Annotated in this window: 14 protein-coding genes; 8 read left to right on the forward strand and 6 right to left on the reverse strand. The window is 71.3% G+C overall.

Translation table 11 applies throughout. The annotated features are described in order from the left end of the window. The first annotated feature begins 74 nt into the window (after window positions 1–74). From ACIQV3_RS26440 to ACIQV3_RS26455, 4 genes are read left to right on the forward strand one after another with little or no spacing between them, the layout of a single operon-like run. The gene (locus ACIQV3_RS26440) at window positions 75–1,172 is read left to right on the forward strand and encodes a hypothetical protein (RefSeq protein WP_403715899.1); all 1,098 of its coding nucleotides are present in this window, start codon (window positions 75–77) and stop codon (window positions 1,170–1,172) included. Next, complete coding sequence (locus tag ACIQV3_RS26445) at window positions 1,169–2,362, forward strand: toxic anion resistance protein (protein WP_403715901.1); 1,194 nt, start codon at window positions 1,169–1,171, stop codon at window positions 2,360–2,362. The genes ACIQV3_RS26440 and ACIQV3_RS26445 overlap by 4 nt, the downstream gene beginning before the upstream one ends. After that, window positions 2,359–3,987 (forward strand): substrate-binding domain-containing protein, encoded by a 1,629-nt coding sequence (locus ACIQV3_RS26450; RefSeq protein ID WP_403715904.1) that lies wholly within the window; start codon window positions 2,359–2,361, stop codon window positions 3,985–3,987. Before ACIQV3_RS26445 ends, ACIQV3_RS26450 begins: the two co-directional genes overlap by 4 nt. Further along, entirely contained in the window at window positions 3,974–4,594 is a 621-nt protein-coding gene (locus tag ACIQV3_RS26455) for a hypothetical protein (RefSeq protein ID WP_403715905.1), read from the forward strand. The genes ACIQV3_RS26450 and ACIQV3_RS26455 overlap by 14 nt, the downstream gene beginning before the upstream one ends. Before the next feature lie 84 nt (window positions 4,595–4,678). Here the strand turns inward: ACIQV3_RS26455 and ACIQV3_RS26460 are convergent, their stop codons facing one another. Next, a complete protein-coding gene (locus tag ACIQV3_RS26460; protein ID WP_403715907.1) occupies window positions 4,679–6,520 on the reverse strand; it encodes a phosphoenolpyruvate carboxykinase (GTP) in 1,842 nt (613 codons plus the stop codon). Window positions 6,521–6,740: 220 nt separating this feature from the next. Between ACIQV3_RS26460 and ACIQV3_RS26465 the strand changes: the two genes are divergently transcribed. Together ACIQV3_RS26465 and ACIQV3_RS26470 are read left to right on the forward strand one after the other, a co-directional pair. Next, on the forward strand, window positions 6,741–7,427 hold the full coding sequence (locus ACIQV3_RS26465; RefSeq protein WP_403715909.1) for a hemolysin III family protein: 687 nt from the start codon (window positions 6,741–6,743) through the stop codon (window positions 7,425–7,427). A 9-nt stretch (window positions 7,428–7,436) separates the two neighbouring features. Beyond that, the gene (locus tag ACIQV3_RS26470) at window positions 7,437–7,877 is read left to right on the forward strand and encodes a nitroreductase/quinone reductase family protein (protein ID WP_403715913.1); all 441 of its coding nucleotides are present in this window, start codon (window positions 7,437–7,439) and stop codon (window positions 7,875–7,877) included. Window positions 7,878–7,949: 72 nt separating this feature from the next. On the opposite strand, the gene ACIQV3_RS26475 is transcribed toward ACIQV3_RS26470, so the two are convergent. The 5 genes from ACIQV3_RS26475 to ACIQV3_RS26495 all read right to left on the reverse strand — a co-directional run bounded on the left by ACIQV3_RS26475 (window position 7,950) and on the right by ACIQV3_RS26495 (window position 16,980). Then, a complete protein-coding gene (locus ACIQV3_RS26475) occupies window positions 7,950–10,370 on the reverse strand; it encodes a galactose oxidase-like domain-containing protein (RefSeq protein WP_403715916.1) in 2,421 nt (806 codons plus the stop codon). Between the two features lie 22 nt (window positions 10,371–10,392). Continuing rightward, a complete protein-coding gene (locus tag ACIQV3_RS26480) occupies window positions 10,393–11,592 on the reverse strand; it encodes a glycosyltransferase (protein WP_403715918.1) in 1,200 nt (399 codons plus the stop codon). A 6-nt stretch (window positions 11,593–11,598) separates the two neighbouring features. Continuing rightward, window positions 11,599–13,353 (reverse strand): ArnT family glycosyltransferase, encoded by a 1,755-nt coding sequence (locus ACIQV3_RS26485; protein ID WP_403715920.1) that lies wholly within the window; start codon window positions 13,351–13,353, stop codon window positions 11,599–11,601. After that, on the reverse strand, window positions 13,325–14,632 hold the full coding sequence (locus ACIQV3_RS26490; RefSeq protein ID WP_403715922.1) for a glycosyltransferase: 1,308 nt from the start codon (window positions 14,630–14,632) through the stop codon (window positions 13,325–13,327). The genes ACIQV3_RS26485 and ACIQV3_RS26490 overlap by 29 nt, the downstream gene beginning before the upstream one ends. Window positions 14,633–14,925: 293 nt before the next feature. Next, window positions 14,926–16,980 carry a thioredoxin domain-containing protein gene (locus ACIQV3_RS26495; protein WP_403715924.1) on the reverse strand — a complete coding sequence of 685 codons (2,055 nt, stop codon included), beginning with the start codon at window positions 16,978–16,980 and terminating at the stop codon, window positions 14,926–14,928. Window positions 16,981–17,125: 145 nt separating this feature from the next. Here ACIQV3_RS26495 and ACIQV3_RS26500 point away from each other — a divergent pair, with 145 nt between their 5' ends. Then, a complete protein-coding gene (locus ACIQV3_RS26500; RefSeq protein ID WP_403715925.1) occupies window positions 17,126–18,499 on the forward strand; it encodes a CBS domain-containing protein in 1,374 nt (457 codons plus the stop codon). 212 nt (window positions 18,500–18,711) lie between these two features. Beyond that, on the forward strand, window positions 18,712–21,960 hold the full coding sequence (locus tag ACIQV3_RS26505; RefSeq protein WP_403715927.1) for a tetratricopeptide repeat protein: 3,249 nt from the start codon (window positions 18,712–18,714) through the stop codon (window positions 21,958–21,960). Window position 21,961 lies beyond the last annotated feature (1 nt).

The following is a 21,961-nucleotide window of genomic DNA, read 5'->3' on the forward strand; positions in this document are numbered from 1 at the left end:
AGTGGGACCGCCTCGTCACTTCGCGTTCACTCAACTGCTCGCGGAATGTGGGTTTCCGCGAGCACTCTGCACCCGTGAGACGCATCCTAGGAATCGCCCTGGCGATCCTCCTGGTCGGCGGCGTGATAGCCGCCATCGCCATCGGAGGAAAGAAGCCGGAGGGCACGGCAACGAAGACCGTGCGTGGCGTCATCGGTTCGGAGAAGTCCGAGTTCTTCCGCGACCCCGACGTCGTCAAGGCCCTTGCTGACAAGGGCTACACCGTGAAGACCGAAACCTCGGGCTCCTGGGCGATGAACCAGCTCGCCCTGAAGGACTTCGACTTCGCCTTCCCCAGCAGCAGTGAACCGGCCGCGGAGATCGAGGAGAAGGCGGGGGTCAAGGGCTCGCAGAACACCAAGCCCTTCTTCTCCCCGCTCGTCGTCATCGCCCGCTCCAACGCGGCCAAGGTGCTCAGCGACCACGGCCTGGCGAAGATGTCCGGCAAGAACTCCGGCACCCTCCTCCTCGGCCCCTTCCTGAAGGCCGCCGGCGAGGCCAAGACCTGGCAGGGGCTCCAGGGCGGGACCAGCGCCCACCCCGAGCTGGCCGGCACGGTGTTCGTCAAGACCACCGACCCCACCACCTCCAACTCGGGCGCGCTCTTCCTCGCCACCGCCTCGAACGTCGCCAACGGCCTGACCGTCGTCTCCGACGACGCCGGCATCGAGCGGACCGCGCCCCTGATGAAGCAGCTGATCTCCGTCCAGGGCGCCCTGGAACAGAGCACCGACGGCCCCTTCCGCGCCTTCATCAGCGGGAGCGGCGAGTCGCTCGTCCTCGCCTACGAGGCCCAGGTGGCCAGCCTGCTCCAGCAGAAGCAGGATCCGGGCGACATGGTGGTCCTGTACCCCGACACCACCGTCAACTCCCCGCACACCTTCGTGCCGATCAGCGAGAGGGCCACGGAGCTCGGCACCCTGCTGGCCGACGACCCGAAGCTGCGCTCGCTCGTGGTCCGCCACGGGTTCCGGCCGACGGAGGGCGTGGCCGAGTTCACCACCGCCACCGCGCCGCACACCGCGTACCTCAAATCGGAGCTGACCGGTATCCGCCAGGTCAGCGCACCGACCGTCAAGGTCCTGATGGCGCTGGCCGCGCGCGCCAAGGGAGAGGGGGGCACCGCACCATGACACTGACACCGCCCGAGAACGGCCCGCTCGTCCTCACCGCCCCCGAGCCCGTGGCGCCCGTCAAGCGGGAGCAGGCCTCCGGCCTGGTACCGCTCCAGGACGGGGTGCGCGAGGAGATGGCCCGCCGGGCCGGGGAGTACGTCGGCTCGCTGGCCGGCATCGACAGCCGCTCCCCCGAGTTCGCCACCCGCATCGGGGAGATCGCCGGGCTCGGCTCCGCCGACATCCGCGGCGCCGCCCAGCAGTCCAACCGCATGCTGGAGCGGGCCGTACGCTCCCTCGCCGCGGACGGGGGCGGCGACGCCCAGGCCCGCGTCGCGGGTTCGCTCGTCGAACTGCGCCGCACCGTGGAGGACTTGGATCCGAGCGACAGCGCCGGCGGCTCGGCCAAGGGAGTGCGCAAGCTCCTCTCCAAGCTGCCCGGCGGCAACAGGTTCCGCGACCACGTGGCCAAGTACGCCTCCTCGCAGACCACCCTCAACCGGATCGTCGGCGCGCTGCGCGGCGGCCAGGACGAACTGCGCCGCGACAACGCCGCCCTGCACACCGAACGGGCCCGCCTGTGGGAGACCATGGGCAAGCTCCAGGAGTACGCGGTGCTCACCGAGGCCCTGGACGCGGCCGTCGAACAGCGGATCGCCGGCCAGAGCGACCCCCGGCAGGCCGACGCGCTGCGCGTGGACGTGCTCTTCCCCGTACGGCAGAAGCACCAGGACCTGCTGACCCAGCTGGCCGTCTGCGCGCAGGGCTACCTGGCGATGGACGTGGTCCGGCGCAACAACGAAGAGCTGATCAAGGGCGTCGACCGGGCCGCGACCACCACGGTGTCCGCGCTGCGGATCGCCGTGATGCTGGCGCAGGCCCTGAACACCCAGGGCGAGGTCATCAAGCAGATCGACACCCTGCGCGACACCACCGAGGGCCTGATCCGCGGCAACGCGGAGATGCTGTCCACACAGAGCGGGGAGATCCAGCGGATCGCCGCCGATCCGGCCGTCGGCGCGGAGACGCTGCGGACGGCCTTCGCCCAGATCTACCAGACGCTCGACACCATCGACACCTTCAAGGTGCAGGCCACCGAGAACATGGCCGCCACCGTGGAATCCCTGACCGGCGAGCTCCAGCACGCCTCCGCGTACCTGGCGCGCACCCGCACCACGAGCGCCCTGGAAGGCGGCGAAGCCCGATGAACGGCATGAGCATCCGCGGCGCCGTGCTGCGCAGACGGCTCGCCGCGGCGGTGGCGCTCGCCGCCACCCTGCTCGGGGCGAGCGCGTGCTCGGAGGACCCCGACCACCCGAAGCCGAAGCAGACCGCGTACCAGGAGGGCAAGCTGCGCGTCCTGGCCTCCAGCGAGCTGTCCGACATGGACGAGGTGCTGAAGGCGGCGAAGGCAGCCACCGGGGTCGGCGTGGAGCTGACCATGTCGGGGACCCTCGACGCCGTCGAGCAGATCGCCTCCGGCAAGGCGGACGGCACGTACGACGCCATCTGGCTCTCCTCCAACGACTACCTGCGGCTCCGGCCCGAGGCCGCGGGCAAGCTGTCGAGCGAGACCCCGGTGATGTCCTCGCCGGTCGCCCTCGGCGTGAAGCCCGAGGCGCTGGCCCGGCTCGGCTGGAAGGCCGGTTCGGTGACCTGGTCGGCGGTCCACGAGGCCGTGGCCGCCGGGAAGCTGACGTACGGGATGACCGACCCGGTGCGCTCCAACTCCGGTTTCTCGGCGCTGATTTCGGTGGCCTCCGGACTCTCGGGCGCACAGGCGGCGCTGACCGACTCGGACGTGGCGAAGGCGCAGCCGATGCTGAAGGGGTTCTTCACCGGGCAGAAGCTGACCTCGGGCTCCTCGGGCTGGCTGGCCGCGGCCTACACCCAGCGCGGGGACGTGGACGCGCTGGTGAACTACGAGTCGGTGCTGCTGTCCATGAACCGGGACGCGAAGACGAACCTGACGGTGATCCGGCCGCTCGACGGCGTGGTCACCGCCCACTACCCGCTGACCCTGCTGACCTCGGCCCCGGCCGGGGCCCGCGAGTCGGGGCGCGCGCTGACCGAGTACCTGAGCGGCGCCGAGGCGCAGAAGGCGATCACGGAGAGGACCTTCCGGCGGCCCGTGGCGGCCGGGGTGACCCCGGCGGCCGGGCTGGACCCGGACAAGCGCCGCGAGCTCCCCTTCCCGGGCACCCGCTCGGTGGCGGACGGGCTGCTGGCCAGCTACGAGAACGAGCTGCGCCGTCCCTCGCGCACGGTGTACGTGCTGGACACCTCGGGGTCGATGGCCGACGAGGACCGGATCGGCCGGCTGAAGTCGGCGCTCACCGACCTGACGGGAACGGGGAGTTCGGGGACCGGTGAGCGGTTCCGGGACCGTGAGGAAGTCACGCTGCTGCCCTTCGGCGACAAGGTGAAGAAGGTCCTGACGCACACGGTCGAACCCGGCAACCCCGGACCGGCCCTGGACGCGATCCGGGGTGACGTGCGGTCGCTCAAGCCGGACGGCGGGACGGCCATCTACAGCAGTCTGCAGGCGGCGTACCAGCAGCTCGGCAAGGGCAACGCGGACGCGTTCACCTCGATCGTGCTGATGACGGACGGCGAGAACACCGCGGGCTCCGGGGCCAAGCAGTTCGACGCCTTCTACGCGGGGCTGCCGGAGGCGCAGAAGCACACCCCGGTCTTCGCGGTGCTGTTCGGCGACTCGGACCGCAAGGAACTCGCCCACATCACCGAGCTGACCGGCGGGCGGCTCTTCGACGCCACCGAGGGCAACGGTTCGCTGGACGGAGCCTTCGAGGAGATCCGTGGCTACCAGTAGGCCTCTCGGGGTGCGCCTCCTCGCGTACCTCGAATCGAAGAAGAACCTGGCCGGCAGCGCCTGCGGGGTCGTCGGGGTGGGCCTGACCCTCACCGGGGTGGCCGGCACGTACTGGCCGGTGGTGGTCGCCGGGCTGTACGGGGCGGGCGCGCTCGCCGCCCCGCCGGAAGTGCCGGCGCCGCCGGTACCGCCGGAGCCCGCCGAGCAACTGGGCTTCGTACGGGATGACTTCGCGCGGCTCCAGGAGTACGTCGGCGAGGTGGACCTGCCGGCCGAGCCGGCCGGGGTGCTGGCCGGGCTGCTGGAGCTGTACGCGGCGATGCTGGAGCCGGGCTGGGTGGCGGGGGTCCTGGCCGCCGACCCGGAGGCGGTGCACGCGCTGACCCGGGCGATCCGCACGGACGTGCCGGAGTGCGTGGACACCTACAACCGGACCCGCTGGTGGACCCGGCTCACGGCGGGCGGCGAATCGCCCGAGCGCCACCTGGAGCGGCAGCTGACGCTGTTGCGGGAGGAAGCGGAACGCATGACGGCGGACCTCCGTGAAACGGAGGCCCGCCGTCAGCAGACGCACACGACCTATTTGGAAGGCCGCAGGGAACCCTAGGTCGGGGAATCCCGCGTCAGCCCGTGGCCGGGGACAGCCGGCCGCAGGAGTTCGGTGGTGCCGGTCGCCCGGCACGGGGAGGGATCAGCCCAGGCGCTCGACGAGCGCCTCGTACTGGTCCCACAGCTCCTTCGGCGTGTGGTCGCCGTAGGTGTTCAGGTGCGCGGGGACCAGCGAGGCCTCGTCGCGCCAGACCTCCTTGTCGACCGTGAGCAGGAACTCCAGGTCGGCGGCGGGCAGGTCCAGGCCGTCGGTGTCCAGGGAGGCGACGGTCGGCAGGACGCCGATCGGGGTCTCCACGCCCTCGGCGGTGCCGTCGAGGCGCTCGACGATCCACTTCAGGACGCGGCTGTTCTCTCCGAAGCCGGGCCACACGAACTTGCCCGCGTCGTTCTTGCGGAACCAGTTCACGTAGTAGATCTTCGGGAGCTTGGACTGGTCCTTGTCCTTGGCCACGTCGACCCAGTGGCCCATGTAGTCGCCCATGTTGTAGCCGCAGAACGGCAGCATGGCGAAGGGGTCGCGGCGCAGCTCGCCGACCTTGCCCTCGGCGGCGGCGGTCTTCTCGGAGGCGATGTTCGAGCCGATGAAGACGCCGTGGTTCCAGTCGAAGGACTCGGTGACCAGCGGCACGGCGGAGGCGCGGCGGCCGCCGAAGAGGATCGCGGAGATCGGGACGCCCTTGGGGTCCTCCCACTCGGCGGCGATCGTCGGGCACTGCGAGGCGGGGACGGCGAAGCGGGCGTTGGGGTGGGCCGCCGGCGTCTCGCTGTCCGGGGTCCAGGCGTTGCCCTTCCAGTCGATCAGGTGGGCGGGCGCCTCTTCGGTCATGCCCTCCCACCAGACGTCGGAGCCGTCCGGGGTGAGCGCGACGTTGGTGAAGACGGTGTTCGCGTACATGGTCTTCATGGCGTTGGCGTTGGTGTGCTCGCCGGTGCCGGGGGCGACGCCGAAGAAGCCGGCCTCGGGGTTGATCGCGTAGAGACGGCCGTCCTCGCCGAAGCGCATCCAGGCGATGTCGTCACCGACGGTCTCCACGGTCCAGCCGGGGATGGTCGGCTCCAGCATGGCCAGGTTGGTCTTGCCGCAGGCGCTCGGGAAGGCGGCGGCGATGTACTTGGCTTCGCCGGCCGGCGGGGTGAGCTTGAGGATCAGCATGTGCTCGGCAAGCCAGCCCTCGTCACGGGCCATGACGGACGCGATGCGCAGGGCGTAGCACTTCTTGCCGAGCAGGGCGTTGCCGCCGTAGCCCGATCCGTAGGACCAGATCTCGCGGGTCTCGGGGAAGTGCGAGATGTACTTGGTGGTGTTGCACGGCCACGGCACGTCGCCTTGACCCTCGGCGAGCGGAGCGCCGAGGGTGTGGACGGCCTTGACGAAGAACCCGTCGGTGCCGAGCTCGTCGAGGACGGCCTGCCCCATGCGGGTCATGGTGCGCATGGCGACCGCGACGTAGGCGGAGTCGGTGATCTCGACGCCGATGGCGGAGAGCTCCGAGCCGAGGGGGCCCATGCAGAAGGGGACGACGTACATCGTGCGGCCCTTCATGGAGCCGCGGAAGATGCCGCCTTCCTCGCCCTGGCCCGCGAACAGCTCCTTCATCTCGGAAGGGGCCTTCCAGTGGTTGGTCGGGCCCGCGTCCTCCTCCTTCTCGGAGCAGATGAAGGTCCGGTCCTCGACGCGCGCGACGTCGGAGGGGTCGGAGGCGGCGTAGTAGGAGTTCGGGCGCTTGGCCGGGTCCAGCTTCTTGAAGGTGCCCTTGGAGACGAGCTCCTCGCAGAGGGCCTCGTACTCGGCCTCGGAGCCGTCGCACCAGACGATGCGGTCAGGCTGGGTGAGGGCAGCGATGTCCTCGACCCAGGAAACCAGCTCCTGGTGCTTGGTGGGGACGTCGGAAGTGGTGCCAGCCGCGATGTCGCGCGCCACGATCGCTCCTTGTTGAGGGGTTTGATTTGTGATTGCCCCGTGGGGGCCGCGACCCGGACGCTTCGCGCTCCGCTCATCCGGTGTCGACCGCACTCATCTGATCATCCGGTGCGTGTGCGCATATGTCCAGGGGGCCTCTCACGTGAGCATCGCCACTCCGGTCAATCTTCCGTAAAGCGCACTAACGGAAACCTACGCAACCGTAGGTAGCATGTTCGGCATGACTTCCGACGCCGCTGCCGTGGCCGCTCCGATGGTCGAACCCGCCGCTCAGGAGGCCAAGCCGCTCATGCGCGGCTGGCTGCACACCGGCATGTTCCCCGCCGTGGTGATCGCCGGCCTCGTCCTGATGGCCTTCACCGACTCGACCGCGGCCCGGGTGGCGTGCGGGGTGTACGTCCTCACCGCCTGCCTGCTCTTCGGCGTCAGCGCCGTCTACCACCGCGGTACGTGGGGCCCGCGCGGCGAGGCCATCCTGCGGCGGCTCGACCACGCCAACATCTTCCTGATCATCGCGGGCACGTACACCCCGCTGACCGTCCTGCTCCTGCCCGACTCCACCGGGCGGACCCTGCTCTGGGCGGTCTGGATCGCGGCCGCGGCCGGCATCGCCTTCCGCGTCTTCTGGGTCGGCGCCCCGCGCTGGCTCTACACCCCCTGCTACATCGCCATGGGCTGGGCGGCCGTCTTCTTCCTCCCCGATTTCCTGCGCACCGGCGGCATCGCGGTGCTGGTCCTGGTCATCGTCGGGGGCCTGCTCTACAGCGTCGGCGGCGTCATCTACGGCATGAAGCGACCGAACCCCTCCCCCCGCTTCTTCGGCTTCCACGAGGTCTTCCACTCCCTGACCCTGGCCGCCTTCGTCGCCCACTACGTGGGCATCTCGCTCGCCGCCTACTCGCACTAGAGGATCCACATGCCCGACTACGACCCGACCGCCGTGAAGCTCAGCCCCAACCCGCACGTACGCGACCAAGCGGTTCGGTACGAGGAGTCGGGCGGCACGCGGGACACCGACATGAACGGCTCGCCCTGCCTGCTGCTGGACTACCGCGGCCGGGTCAGCGGCGGCTGGCACCGCACCGTCCTCATCTACGCCGAGGACGGGGACAGCCGGCTGATCGTGGCCTCCAACGGAGGGTCCGACAGGCACCCCCTGTGGTTCGCGAGCATCGAGGCCGACCCCGAGGTGCACGTACGGGTCCTGGGCGAGCGGTTCCGGGCCCGTGCCGAGGTACTGCCCCCGGAGGAGAAGGCCCGGGTGTGGCCCCTCCTGCTCGAGGTGTTCCCCCGGTACGAGGAGTACCAGCGCGGCACGGACAGGGACATCCCGGTGATCCGGCTCCGTCGGGCCTGAAGCTCGGGGACGCGTCCCAGCGGAACGCGTCCCAGGGGCCCGGGCCCCTGGGACGCGTGTACCGGCCTGCGGCTACCCGCAGGCGTAGCCGTCGCCGTCCGGGTCCAGGCGGAGCGGGTCGCTGCCGTTGACCTTCAAGCGGGCCGGGTACTTGTGGGCGGCCAGCCAGTCGCAGCGGGCCTTCGTCGTCGCCTTCACCTCCGCCGGGAACCGCGTGGGCACGCACACGTTGGCCGTGCCGTAGTGCCGGTCGCAGCCGGCCACGTTCGGGGCCACCGGGGCGGAATCCCGCTTCGCGGGATTCTTCTTCGGCGCCGCCAGCTCGTTCGCGAAGGTGTGCTCGTGCGCGGTCGGGGGCTCGGCGGTCGCCGCCAGGGCGGAGGGGCCGCCCAGGTGCACCCACTGCGCGATCGAGGGCACGCCGTTCGCGTCGACCGCGAAGAGCATGTACCAGCCGGGCGGGGCCAGGTTCGGGTTGCTGGTGACGTTCAGGTCGATGGTGGTGCCGTTGATCACCGTCAGCGGCAGGTCCACGAACCGCTGGTTGGGGTCCGAGGAGTGGGTGACCGCCGCCGGACGGATCAGCTCCGCCTTGGTGACCGCCCGGTTGACGGTGATGCGCTGCGTGTCCCCGTACACCCACTGGTTGTCGATCACCGAGGTGATCTGCGGGCGCGCCCCCTTGAAGAGGTACGGCGGGCTGTAGATCGACACGTTGTGGTTGTACGTGCCGTTGCCCGGGTTGTCCCCGACCGACATCACCCGGCCGTCGGGCATCAGGAACGAGGCGGAGTGGTACCCCCGCGGGATCGGGTCGGCGGCCAGCCCGGGCTGGTAGGTGTTGGTCACCGGGTCGAAGAACGAGGCCTCGAACACCGGGTCGGCCCGGTCGTGCAGGGCGCCGCCGGTCTCCAGGACCTTGCCGTCCGGCAGCAGCACGGCGGACACGTACATCTTGCCCTCGGCGCCAGTCTGCGGGCGCTTGCCAGCGCCCTGGTCGACCAGGCCCAGCGGGATGTCCGGGCCGGCCGTGTAGGCGGGGCTCGGCTGCTTCAGGTCGATGATGTCGGTGATCCGGTTCGCGGCCGGGTTGGTCTCGTTGTTGCCGCCGCCGATGGTCAGGACCCGCTGGTCCTGCGCCGGGGGCAGCAGCACGCTCGCCGACTCGTCGCGCTGGTCCTTGTTGCGAAGGCCCGGCACGTCGGTGATGGTGTTGGCCGCGTAGTCGTAGACGGAGGCGCCGGTGCCCGGGGTGCCGTTGCCGAAGGTGTGGCTGCCCGAGTAGAAGAGCCGCCCGTCCTGCATCAGGATCATCGACGGGTACAGGCCCCAGTACGACCAGGTCTGGTTGACCTCGTTCATCGGCAGCCACTTGTTCTGCGCCGCCGAGAACTTCTCCGCCGTCACGTTGCCCGTGGAGTCCTCCTTCAGCCCGCCGAAGGAGATCACGTCGCCGTTGCCGAGGACGGTCGCCGACGGGTACCAGTGCCCGCCGTTCATGTCGTTGGTCTTCGTGTACTTCTCGGTCACCGGGTCGAAGGAGTACGAGTCCTTCAGCCCCTGGTACCCGATCGTGCCGTCGGCCGACGGATAGCCCTTGTTGCCGCTCATCACCAGCACCCGGCCGTCGGACAGCTGGACGTGCCCGGAGCAGAACATGTCCACGGGCGTCGGGATCGTCTTGAACGAGCCGTTCGCCGGATCGTAGACGGCGGAGCTGAAGGTGCCCGCGTTGAACTGGGCGATGTCGTTGCCCGAGCCCGCGATCAGCAGCACCTTGCCGTTCTTCAGCACGACGGCGTGCATGGAGCGCACCGGGTTCTTGGCGGCGATCACCTCCCACTTGCCCTTGGCGCACTCGGTGGCCGTACCCGTGCAGGTGGGCTGCGGAGGAACCGCGCCCACCTCCTCCAGGGCGTAGTCGTCGGTGGTGAGCGTGCCCACCCCGTAGACCGAAAGACCCCACGCGATCTTGTCGGTGTTCGGCGGGACCGCCGGCGTACGGACCTCCGTGCGCGCCCACGCGGCACTGACGGGGGGATTCTGCAGATCGGTCCAGTACTGCCAGCCGGCCACCGTGTCGTGGCGGAACACCGTCACCGACACGTCCGGGGTGCTCGACTTGTACCAGGCCGACAGGTCGTACTGCTTGCCCGGTACGACCGTGGGGGCGCAGGTGCCGTTCTCGGTGACCAGGGCCTTGCGGTCGCCGTTCACCCGGCGGGTGAGCGAGACCTTCATCGCCTTGGTCCCGGAGTGCGCGTCGGCGACGGTGGCGAAGGTGAAGTCGTTGTCGCCCCAGCCGGACTTCGACCAGCAGGACGGCATGTCGGAACCGGCCGGACCGGCGGTCTCGAAACCGGGGTTGGTGAGCAGGTTGGGCGGTCCGGCCGTGGCCTGCTGCGGTGCGGTCAGCAGCAGGCCCCCCGTCATCGCCCCGACGGCCAGCAGGGCGGCCCGCCACCCTGCCCTGCGCCGGATCTTCCTCTCCATGGGGAACGTCCCTTCGTGCGGCTCAACTCGCTTGCTTACGGCCCGCCTTGCGCGGGAGGTAGACGAGTGCCTCCGTCGCCGCGAAACGCAGGACGAAGGTGGTGACCAGGGCGAGCGCGGTCGCGGACAGGACGCCGAAGCCCCAGGTGCCGACGAGCACCGCGATCAGCGGGATCCGCAGCAGCAGATCGGCGTTGGCCAGCAGCGTGAAGCGCCCGAGCCGGTCGGCCCAGGGGCGGTGCCGGCGCCGGTCGCGGAACAGCAGGATCTCGATGAGGAGGAAGTTCCACAGCACCCCGGCCTGGTTCGCCACCACCTCGGCGAGCAGGTAGTTCATCCCGGTGTGCGTGAGCATCCACAGCGCCGCCAGGTTCGGGACGAAGCCGGAGAGCCCGACCAGTCCGAAGCCGATCATGCGTGCCAGCGGGGTCGCGGAGCGCAGCGAGGCCAGGTGGGTCAGGAAGCGCAGGCCCTCACGGGCGGTGGACTTGGACTCCCCCGCGAAGCGTTCCTGGAAGACGAACGGCACCTCCGCCACCCGCGCCGGCCGGCAGCGCACGGCCAGCTCCATCAGGATCTTGTACCCCAGCGGCTTCAGCGCCTCCTCCGTCACCGCCGAGCGGCGCATCGCGAAGAACCCGCTCATCGGATCGCTGATCCCGCGCAGGGTGCGCGGGAAGAGCCCCTTGGCCAGCCAGGTCGCCCCGCGCGAGACCGCGATCCGGTAGCTCCCGGCGAGCCCGGCCCGGCTGCCCCCCGCGATGTAGCGGGAGGCCACGACCAGGTCGGCGCCGGTGCGCGCGCCCTCCCCGACCAGCTCGGGGACCAGGTGGGGCGGATGCTGCAGGTCGGCGTCCATGACGACGATCCAGTCGGTGTCCGCCCGTCCGATCCCCTCCACGACGGCCCCGCCGAGCCCGCCCTCGGGGCTCTCGCGGTGCAGGACCGCCACCGGGAAGGCGCACTCGAGGGCCGCCTTCTCGATGACGGCCGGGGTGTCGTCCGTGGAGTCGTCGACGAACAGCACCGACACCGGCAGGTGCGCGGGCAGCGGCAGCGCGACGGCCAGCCTGCTCAGCAACTCGGCTATGTTTCCGGCCTCGTTGAAGGTCGGAATGATGAGGGTGACACTGCCCGGGGCGGGCGCCTCGGCGGCGGCCTCCGGGAGGTGCGGGGCGTGCGGGACGTGCGGGACGTACGGAGCCCACAGGTCTTCACTCATGCAGGATCAACTCCCGTTGACGGTGCGGGCCGTGGGGTCACTGCTGTCCGCCTGTTCCGTGCGCCGGATCTCGATGCGGTCCTCGCCCTCGCCGAAGACGGCGACCGCCGTCGAGTTCTCCAACGCGGCCTTTACATTGGGCAGTTGCGCGGCGTCGCGCCGGACGGTGGGCGAGGAGACCACGTAGTCGATGTCCCGCCAGCCGCGCGGCAGCGTCTTGGTGACCGCCGGGTCCAGGTCGGCCTTGTAGAACCAGATGGCGCCGAGCCCCGGGGCGAAGCCGTGGTGGACGGCGTCCAGCCACAGCGCGTCGTCCACCAGCACCCGCGTCGTGGCGGGCTCGCGCACCTCGCGCCCGAGCCAGGCCGCGGCCTGCCGGTACGGGGCGTTCGCGTCGACCGTGAGCGCCGTACGGTTGCCGTCGTACCAGCGCGGCACGAGGTACACGAGGGCCGAGGCGGCCAGGACGCCGACCAGCGCCCACCGCCCGTAGGCCAGGGCGCGCCGCTCCCCCGGAGCCCGGCGGCGGCGCAGCACGGCGTGGGTGACGCTGGCCGCGCCCCCGGCGAGGACCAGCGCCAGGAACGGCAGCGCCTGGATCACGTACATCGCCGGAAGGTAGCCGGAGGGCCGCAGGGCGACGAGGCCGAGGATGACCACGGCCAGCGCCGGGCCCGCGAGCGCCCGGGCCGTGACCGACCACCGGATGGTGACGAGGAGCAGGACCGCGCCGGCCAGTCCGCCGAGCGGCAGCACGGTGTCGTAGTACAGCCAGGACTCGAAGACCCCGTGCGAACCGGAGCCGGGGTCCAGGATGAAGCCGGAGCCGGCCCGGCCCATCTGGTAGACGATCCCGCCGATGAGGGAGACGTGGCCGGAGCCGGGCAGCAGCTCGGCGTTGAGCAGCGCGTACAGGGGGTACGTCACCCCGATCAGCACGCAGGCCGTGACGGCGCCGGTGACGGCGAACTTGCGGGTGTCCCGGTGGCTGTGGCGCCACATCGTCACCAGCAGCGCCGGAAGCACCACCAGCATCGTCTCCTTCGTCAGCACGGCGGTGGCGGCCGCCAGTCCGGAGGCGAAGTGGTGCCACAGGTGGCGGCTGGGGGACGCGGCGAGGCAGAAGGCCAGCAGCATCCACATCACGGCGATGTTGTCGAGGAAGATCTCCCGCTGCAGCACGACGGAGAGCGGGGAGAGCCCGAACAGGCCCATGGCCAGACCGGCCGCCCAGCGCGGCAGCCAGAGCCGGCGCGCGAGCACGTACAGCAGGACCGCGCTGGCGGCGGAGACCGCGAGCATCGAGAACCGCATCGGCGCGACGGTCATCGAGTCGGGCACGAGCAGCGACGGCAGGTAGGTCAGGCCCGCTATCTGGATCCAGCCGAGCGGGGGGTGGTCGTACCAGTAGGTGTAGTGCGCCAGCCCCTTGCCCTGCTGGACGGCCCAGGCCTGGGCGAGGTAGGTGCCCTCGTCGTCGCTGAGGGTCGGGAAGTTCGTGATGTTCCAGCCCTGCACGAGCAGGATCGCGAGCAGCAGCACCCCGCAGAGCAGCAGGTCGGGGCGCGAGGAGCGGAACCGGACGAGCGGCCGGGCCGGCGCGGGCGGGCGGACCCCGAGTCCGCCCGTACGCTGGCGCGGGACGAGAACGGTCCCGGTGGAGGCGTCGGCGGCGGCGTCGGCGTCGGCGTCGGTGGTGACGTCGGTGGTGGTGGCAGCACCGGGCTGGGGATCAGTGGCCGCGGGCAGAGTGGTGGTCACTGGGGCTGTCCTCTCGGGTCAGGGTGCTCGGGTTGCCGGTGGGCGCGAGGTGGGCTCCGGTGTGGCTGGTGAGCTCCCACTCGTTGCGTCCGCGCTGCTCGCGCCAGACCGCGCGGATCGCGGCGCCGGCCAGCATCACCTGGTAGAACGGGCCGCCGACCACGAGCTTGACGTAGTGCGTGAACCGCACCCGCAGCCCGTACTGGCGGCCGAAGTCGTGCAGGCCGACCACCTCGAAGACGAAGGTCACCATCGCGGTGATCATCGGCAGGAAGGTGACGATCGCGACCCCGACGGGCACGTCGAGGAAGACGGCTACGGCGAAGTTCACCGGGATGATCACCCCCGAGGTGGCCTGCAGGAAGGGGGTCATCAGCGTGTAGCGGGCCAGCCAGCGCTGGCCGCGGCCGGGCAGCTGCTGCCAGTCCTTCTTGCGGTACACCTGGAGGAACCCCTGGTTCCAGCGGGTGCGCTGCTTGAGCAGGCTCACGAGGGACCCCGGGGTCTCCTCGCGGGTCACCATGTCGGAGTCGTAGGCGACGACCACCTTCTTGCCGACGGAGGACAGCCGCACGCCCAGGTCGCAGTCCTCGGCGAGGCAGTTCGGGTCCCAGCCGCCGGCCTCGCGCAGGACCTCGGTGCGCACGAAGACGGTGTTGCCGCCGAGCGGGATGAACCCCTTCTCCGCGTGCAGGTGGAGGCGCGAGCGGAACCAGAAGAAGTACTCCAGGCAGTTGCGCAGGCTGTACCAGCTGGAGTGGAAGTTGATGAGCTGGACCCCGCCCTGGACCACGTCGGCCTCGGTGGCGCGGAAGGCGTGGTCCACGTGGGACAGCAGCTCGGGATGGACCTGGTCCTCGGCGTCGAAGACTCCGACGATGTCGCCCCGGCAGTGCGGGAGGGCGGTGTTGAGTGCCTTCGGCTTGTTCTTGACCTCGTGGTGGTCGGTGATCACGCGTACGAGGCCGGGCGCGCGGGCGGCGGCCCGCTCGGCCACCTCCGCGGTCTCGGGGTCGTCGTGGCCGACGATCACGATGATCTCGTAGTCGCGGTGGCTCGACTCCAGGAGCCGCTCGATGGTGTGCTCCAGCACCGCCTGCTCGTGGCGGGCGGGCAGCAGCAGGGAGAAGGCCAGCCGGCCGCCGCCGTCGGGGCTGTCGAAGCGCGTCGAGGCGAGCGTCTCGGGCGTCCGCCACGCGTGCATCTGCCACCAGAGCGTGAACGCCGCCATCCAGAAGAGCGCGAGCGATACGACACAAATGAACACGGATATGAACAAAGCGTCCCCCACAGACGTGCCGCAACCCCAGGCGGCGATCTCCCCAACCCCCCGGGGACGGGCACGCGCGGCAGGCTCCCCAGCCCGCCGCCCTCGCCCCGCCCCCGTTTCCCCCCGTGTGCGCAACCCCCGGTGCGCTCTACGCCGGCGCCCCAGGGCGCTGACAGTGACTGCTCGGTGACTCCGAAGTCATGAGACTAGGCAGGGAACATGACGCGCAGGCGCTATCGAGATAAAAACCACGTTGCCGAACTGACCTTGAAACAAACGGAATTGACGGCACTCCCGTGCTTTCAGGGACGAACCGTACCCAACTGTTCCGCCAGTTCGACCGGATCGGTCGTAGGCCGCGCGCAGACGAAATGTCGACAGACATACGCCGTCGGGAGCTCCCGCACGAGCGTGCGCTCGGCCAGAAGGGGGAACTCCCCTCCACTGCCGTCCGCCGCCCCCGGCAGGCCCGTCGCCACGACCGCCCCGGGAGCCGTCCCCAGCAACGCGATCCGGTGCAGCTCCGCCCGCGCCGGATCCTCCGGATGACCGACCACGGCCACCTCGCGCGGACCGTCGACCAGCGCCTCCGCGACCGCCAGCCCGTGCCCGATGAAGCGCGGGGCGCGCGGCCCGAGCGCGTGCACCACCGCGAGCGCCCGCTCGGCGGCCGTACGGTGCGCCTGCGAACCGGTGTGCGCGGCGTACGAGAGCAGGGCGCCGGCGGCGGCCGTCCAGCCGGAGGGAGCCGCGGTGTCGGTCGGGTCCTGCGGCCGCCTGATCAGCCGCTCCGCGTCGTGCGCGGTGTCGTACAGGGAGCCGTCCTCGGCGGTGAAGCCGACCAGGACCAGATCGACGAGGAACCCGGCGAATTCCAGCCAGACCCCTTCCCCGGTGACGGCCCCCAGCGCCAGGAACCCCTCGGCGACGTCCCCGTAGTCCTCCAGCACCCCGGCGTTCGCCCCGACCCGCCCGTCCTTGCTGGTGCGCGCGAGCCGGGCCATCCCGTCCATGTGCACCCTGACCAGCAGATCGGCGGCCTCCGTGGCCCGCTCGACCAGGTCGGGCCGGTCGAAGAAGGCCCCGCACTCGGCGAGGGCCGCGATGGCCAGCCCGTTCCAGGCGGCGACGATCTTGTCGTCCCGCCCGGGCGCGGGCCGCGCCTGCCGCGCGGCGAGCAGCCGCTCCCTGATCCCGGCGAGCCGCTCCTCGCCGATGTCCGGCCCCTGGACGGGCAGTTGGAGCACCGACATCCCGTGCTCGAAGGTTCCCTCCTCGGTCACCCCGAAACAGGCGGCGGCCAGTTCCCCGTCCTCCTCCCCCAGCACCTCGCGCAACTGGGCGGGAGTCCAGGCGTAGTAGACGCCCTCCACGTGCTTGCCGGTCTCCGGGTCCTCGCTGTCGGCATCCAGCGCGGAGGCGAAGCCGCCCTCGCGGGTGCGCAGTTCACGGACCATGAAGTCGGCGGTCTCCAGAGCGACCCGACGCGCGAGCTCGTCCCCGGTGGTGCGCCAGAGGTGGGCATAAACCCGACAAAGCAGCGCATTGTCATACAACATCTTCTCGAAGTGGGGAACGACCCACTCCCGGTCCACGGAGTACCGCGCGAACCCGCCCCCGAGCTGGTCGTAGATCCCGCCCCGCGCCATGGCCTCGCACGTATCGGCCGCCATCTCCAGCGCCCCCTCCGCCCCGGTCCGGGCGTGGTGGCGCAGCAGGAACTCCAGCACCATGGACGGCGGGAACTTCGGCGCCCCGCCGAACCCGCCGCGCGTGGCGTCGTACTCCCGCACCAGTCCGAGCAGCGCCTGCGCGAGCTCCTCGGGTCCGGGGGTGCCGGCCTTCCCGTAGTCGAGCTGCCGCCCGGCGAGGTCCCGTACGATCCGCTGCGCCACCTCCGCCACCTCGTCGGGCCGCCCGACCCACGCGGTGCGCACGCCTTCGAGCACCTGCATGAAGGAGGGCATCCCGTGCCGGGGCTCGGGCGGGAAGTAGGTCCCGAAGTAGAAGGGCTCGGCGTCGGCCGTCAGGAACACCGTCATGGGCCACCCGCCCTGCCCGGTGGCGGCCTGCACGGCCTCCATGTAGACGGCGTCGATGTCGGGCCGCTCCTCGCGGTCGACCTTGACGTTGACGAAGTGCTCGTTGAGGTAGGCGGCCGTCAGCTCATCCTCGAAGGATTCGTTGGCCATAACATGACACCAATGACACGAGCTATACCCAACGCTTAGCAGAACGGGTACGCCGCGCTCCCGAGCCTCCGCGAAGGCCTCCGGGGACCAGGGCCACCAGTCGACGGGGTTGTCGGCGTGCTGGAGCAGGTAAGGGGAGGTCTCGTTCGCGAGGCGGTTCGGCATGGGGATCATCCTGCCGCACGAGCGGGAGTCCGCCCCAAAACATCACGGCCGATCCCGCCCCGTTTCCCGGAACCCCACGACAGCGCCGCCCGGGGGACGGAAGATGCCACGGAACGCGTTCGCACCCTGGGGAGGGACCACAAAGATGAGCAACGAAGGTCAGCAGCGGGCTTCCTATCTTCTGGACGGCCGCCGAGTCACCATCTCCCACCTGGTCGAGGCAGGACTCCTCAAGGAGGGCGAGCAACTGACCTTCGACCGGCCTCGGGTCGGCGAGACGCACACGGCCCGCATCGCATCCGACCACCGCATCGAGCTGCTGGACGGCCGGCGCTTCAAATCGCCGTCGGCCGCGGCCATCGCCGCCGTCGGTACGGGCTCCTTCGACGGCTGGGAAGCATGGACCGTGACCAGTGGCTCGCTCCTTTCCACCCTCCGCCAGCAACTGCTGGACGACGCGGCCGAGGCGGCCGAGGTCACCGCGGAGAGCACCCTTTCCGTGGAACGCCACGAAAGGCTGAAGCAGGCGCGTCAGGCGGCGCAGCACGGCAAACCCGCGACCCTGTCGGTACGACAGCTGATCGACTGGTGGGGCGCGAAAGGACGCGGCGGGCTGATCATCCGGCAGATCCACGCGGATCTGGCCAACCACAGCCTTTCCACCTGGCCGGACTTCGACGCCGTTTCCCTCGACGATGAAGTACAGCTCGTCAGCACCACCCCGGTCCTCGATGAAGCGCCCCCCGCCGGGGATGCCTTCGTCACCGCCGTCCCCCTCCCCGACGAGGAAGAGGACGAGCCCGTGGTGGGACTGACCGTGGGCAACCTTCCCTCCGCTCTGGCCGGCGTGGAATCGATCTCCCCCGCGGCGACGTACGAGGAGGCCATCACCAAGATGGCGATCAACGGGTACTCCCAGCTGCCCGTTCTCGCGGGGACCCGCAACCTGCAAGGAGCGGTCACCTGGGAGTCCATCACCCGGGCCCGCCACGCCGATCCGTCCGCACCCTTCTCGAAGGCGTTCGTCCTGCCTCGTGAAGTCCGCTACGACCGCCACCTGGTCGACATCATCCCGATGCTCGCGGAGTCGGACTTCGTGCTGGTGCGCGACGAGAAGAACAACGTCGCCGGGATCGTCACGGCCACCGACGTGGCTGCCACCTACGGGGAAATGGCCACGCCCTTCTTCCTCATCGGCGAATTCGACCAGCTGCTGCGTCGGATACTGGCCGCCACCTTCGACATCGCGTACGCGGTCTCGCTCTGCGACCCGGAGGGCAAGCGGAAGATCGAGGCCTTCGACGAGCTCTCCATCGGGGACTACCAGCAGGTCCTGGGGAACAAGGAGGCGTGGGAGGCGCTGGGCTGGCCCCTCGACAGGAAGGTGTTCCTGAGCCGCGTCAACGATCTCCGCGAGATCAGGAACGACCTCATGCACTTCAACCCCGATCCGCTTCCGCAGGACGCGGTCCGGAAGATCCGGAACATGATCACCCTGCTCCGTGAGTACGGAAGCTGAGGGACCGCCACTCGCCACCCCGGCCCCGCGCCCACCTGGGCCACGCGGCAGCGGAATTCCGGGCGGGCGGTGGCCCGGGGTATTGGCCGGCAGACCACAAGCGACCGGTTGCGGGCCAACTCCCTCTGAACTAGCTCAGATTCCCTCGCGCTCGCGACCGTCCCGACGGACACTTGTGGCACGGTGCCGGAGCTCTCTGAGGGGGATTGCCGATGCGGGACAGTCATCGCGGTGAGGCCGAGCGGCTGCTGGGGCGGGCCGTGGAGGAGGAGGCCCGGCGGGGAGCCGGTGGGGCGGCCGGCACTCCGGAGGCCAAGGCCGCGCTGCTGGCGCGCGGGATGCAGACCCTGGACGCGCTCGCGGCGAGCGCGGCCACCGAGTACCAGGCGTACGTGGGGGCCCTGGACGAGGCGGCGGCCGGGGAGCAGTCGCTCGGCGAGGCCTTCCGGCGGGCGAACACCTCGACGGCGTCGCTGGTCACCGGTGTCGCGGCGGCTGCGGCGGTCGTGGCCGACCTGGCCTTCGGCGTGGCGGTGGGCACCGCGCTGACCACCGGCGCCGTCGTGGGCGTGGCCGGGGCGACGGCGACCGTGGCCAAGGTGACGGCCCTGCACCTGCCCGCGGCCAGCCGGCGCGCCGGGGAGGCGGGCCGCCCGGGCGGCGCGGAGCAGCTCAAGCTGAAGTGGCTGTCGGCGCTGGACGTGCGCGGGATACGCCCCTTCCTGGAGCAGCAGCGCAAGGTGGCGGCGGCGCTGCACGCCCAGCCCAAGAACGGGACCGGCTCCGTCGGCTCCGCCCTCCCGCTGCGCGGGGCCAATCGCAGTGCCGAGGCCCGACGGCGGGCCATACTGGAGCAGTCCTTCGGGCAACTCCCCGTACTGGAGGGGGTGTTCGTGGGCCGGCGGGCCGAGCTGGCCCGGATCGCGCAGTGGGTGCACAGCGCCCGGGTGAGCACCGAGACGCGCCCGGTGGTCGTGGTGCTGCACGGGGAGCCCGGGGTGGGGCGCACCACGCTCGCGCTGCACGCCGCGCAGGCGCTGCGGGACCAGTTCAGGGGTGCGTGCGTGGTGAACCTGCGCGGCGGCGGCGCCTCCGACCCCTCGGCGAATCCGCTGCCGACCCGCGAGGCGCTGCTGCACCTGATGAACCGGCTCGGCGCGCCCCGCGAGCAACTGCTGTTCCGCGAGGGCTCGTCCGCGGAGCAACAGGTGCGCCGGCTCGGGGAGTTGTACCACCAGCACGTGCAGGGCACCCCGGTGACGGTGGTCCTGGACGATGCCGTGGACGCCGCGCAGGTACGGATGCTCGTGCCCGAGCGCTCCGAGAGCCTGGTCCTGGTCACGGCCCGGGAGCCGCTGGAGCTGCCCGCGGAGCTGGCGGCCTGGGTGTACCAGCTGCCGGTGACCCGGCTGGCGGAGGAGGCGGGCGCGGAGCTGGTCCGGGCGGCGGGAGCCGCGGCCGCGGGTACCGAGCCGGCCGCGGCCCCGTACCCGGCCGAGACCGTACGGGGGCTGCTCGCGCTCGGCGCCGGCCTGCCGCTGGCGCTGCGCGTCCTGGCCCCCCTCGGGGGCGTCGGGGAGCCCCCGGAGGCCGGCGGCTCCCTGGACGCAGCCCTGGACCTGGCCTATGCGGCCCTGCCCGAGGAGCGGCGCCGGCTGCTGCGCCGCCTGACGCTGGCCGGGCGGGCCTCGCTCGGGGCGGCGGCCGCGGCGGCGCTGATCGACGCGGACCAGGTGGAGGCCGGGCGGCTGCTGCGCGAGCTGGCGCGGGCGGGACTCCTGGACCACGTACGCGGGAACCGGTTCCGGATGCACGACGCGGTGCGCGCGTACGCGGCGGCGCGCCTGGAGCAGGACGAGGACCGGGCCGGCGCCGCGGCGGCGCACGAGCGGCTGATCCGTACGTACGCGCAGCTCGCCGACTCGGTGATCCGGATGGTCGACGGGAAGATGTCCACGCGGGCGAACGCCCTGTCCAAGGCGAGCACGGTCGGCGGGCACGGGTTCGCCTCGCTGGACGCGGCCCTGCGCTGGCTGGACGACGAGTCGAGCTTCATCACGGCGGCGCTGCGGCACTCGGAGGGCGTGGACCAGCAGGCCGTACTGGACCTGCTGGGCGCGCTCTGCGACTTCTGCCTGCTGCGCGGTGACCTGTACCGGCTCGGTGAGATCAACGAGCTCACGCAGGCCGTCGACCAGGGTCTGCTGGTCCGCTCGGTGCAGTGGCGGACGGGCATCGCGGCCCGCCAGCTCGGCGAGCTGGACAAGTCCCGCACCACGCTGACCTCGCTGGTCGACCAGTACAAGGAGGCCCGGCAGGAGGCGGGCGCGGGCATGGCCCTGGTCTCGCTGGGCATCACCCTGCACCACCAGGGCAACCTCCCCGAGGCCTCGGCCCGCATCCGCGAGGCGCTGGTGCTGCAGACCCCGGACGAGCTGGCGGGCGACCGGGCGTGGGGCCTGCACGCGCTGGGCGCGGTGGAGCGCGACCGCGCGCACCTCGCGGAGGCCCTGCGGCTGCTGCGCGAATCCCTCGTCCTGCACCGCGAGAGCGAGAGCGTGCACGGCGAGGCCTGGGCGCACCTGCAGCTGGGCCAGGTGTACCTGCGCCTGGGCGAGGTGCCGCGCGCGGAGGCGGAGCTGCGCCTGGCGCTGGAGCTGTACGGGCGCACGCGCGACGACCGGGGCCAGGCGTGGGCGCTGACCCAGCTGGGCCGGGCCCGGGTGGTCGACGGGGACCCGGGGCCGGCGCTGGAGCGGCTGCGGGACGCGCTGGCCCGGCACCGGGAGGCGGAGGACGCGCGCGGCGAGGCGTGGACGCTGTACTACCTCGGGCAGGCGCTGGAGGAGGCCGGGGAGCGGGACCGGGCGGTACGGGAGCTGGAGCGGGCCCGCACGATGTTCTCCCGGATGCGGGACGTGTACGGGCTGGCGCACGCCCGCCACCACTCGGGGCGGGTCACGCGCGACCAGCGGGCGGCGCAGACGGGCAACCTGAAGAACTCCGGGTTCGCCCGCCAGCTGCTGATGGACGCGCGGGCGGACTTCCGGCGGATCGGGCTGGCCCACGGGGAGGCGTGGACCTGTCTGGAGCTGGCGGTGGTGGACGCGGGCAACGGCCGGACGGCGCAGGCGCTGGACCTGTGCGAGGAGGCGGTGCGGCTGTTCATCTCCTACGGGGACCGGCGCGGGGAGGACTGGGCGCGCTTCCTGCGCTGCACGCTCCTGCCGTACGCGGCCCCGGCGGCCCCGGACGAGGCGCGCACCGAGCTGGCGCGGCTGGCGGCGGCCCCGCACCCGATGCGGGACGGGCGGCTGGAGGACTGCCTGGAGTCCTACGCGGTGATCCTGGCGCGCGGGGTGGACCCGGCGGAGGGCTGGCAGGCATGGCGGCTGTCGCTCGTACCGAACCTGCACTCGCGGGAGATCATGGGCGTGCCGGTGCCGCTGCCTTCGGCGTAGG

The sequence above is a fragment of the Streptomyces sp. NPDC099050 genome, assembly GCF_044759865.1.
GTDB lineage: Bacteria > Actinomycetota > Actinomycetes > Streptomycetales > Streptomycetaceae > Streptomyces.